At 36.9% G+C, this 1,069-nt stretch carries 1 protein-coding gene; it reads left to right on the top strand.

The genetic code is table 11. The features are described from left to right. Positions 1 to 1,069: hypothetical protein (locus AC6F8J_RS14585; RefSeq protein WP_500724357.1), on the top strand; the 1,069-nt coding region annotated here is incomplete at both ends.

Here is a 1,069-nt window from a genome sequence, read left to right as displayed (position 1 = left end):
CCTTTTAATGGGCGCGATGATTACGGTCAGTATGGGTGAGAACGATCAAGCCATCTATCAGACCGATTACATGAAGGCGTATTATATCGCTAGAGCCGGTGCCGAGTCCATGGCCATGGAAATGGAACGGATGGACAATACTCATTTTAAACAATTTCTTATTAAACAAGTGGCAGAGGCCACGGATGTATTAGATGGAGAAGGGGACCTAGAAGTCATTGTTATAAAAGATGGGGACAAGTACAGAGTGTCTTCTCTTGGAACGTATAAAAGCACAAGTGCTAAGGTTGAGATTATCATGTCTTATAGAGACCGAACTGAAATGGACTATGGTGTCTATGCCAAAGAGGCTATGAGTAAGATAGAGGTCAAAAGCTTTAAAGGACAATTAGCTTCAGGCGGTAGTATAGACTTTAAAAACAATCCGAGTAAAAATGAAGTTGGAGCAGATAATACCAAGCCTTATACAACCAACCATGTGTCTATAACAGTACCGAGTTACTCCGGTACTATTGGTGATGACGTTGTATTTGCTAGCAAAAATGAGGGTTATGATCCATCAATATTTTATGATGTTAATAATAATTTGACGATTAACAGTTCATCAACGATCGTTGATTGGAAGTGGGATAAAAGCAGTAATTTAACCATTGATACCACTAATGCCAATTATAAAAAAGGATCTGTCGAGGATTATGAAAAGACTTTTAGACTTCTTGGTGCTGGTAGCTCCAGTGAGAAATGGATGGTTCTATTGGTACAAGGTGAAGCAATTATGGATGGTGACATAGTAGTGACAGGTAATCATAATCTGATGATTATTGTAGAAGATGCTTTTTATCTCGGAGGTGAGTTAAAGATGGTTAACAATAACCGAGTTGAGTTTTATGTTATGGATGAGAGCAATTCACCCCCCTTTCATAATAAGTTTAAGGATGGTTCTACCTATTTTGATTTAGTCATAGCTGGGAATAATATTATTGGAGACGAGGATTTTAATAGAAATCCTAATTTATTAAGTTTCTTTATTAATGGCTCTAATACTTTTTCTAATAATGTATTAATGAAC

Source organism: Petrocella sp. (genome assembly GCF_059865615.1).
Note: the sequence above shows the minus strand (reverse complement) of the source record. Positions and strands in the feature narration are given on the sequence as shown.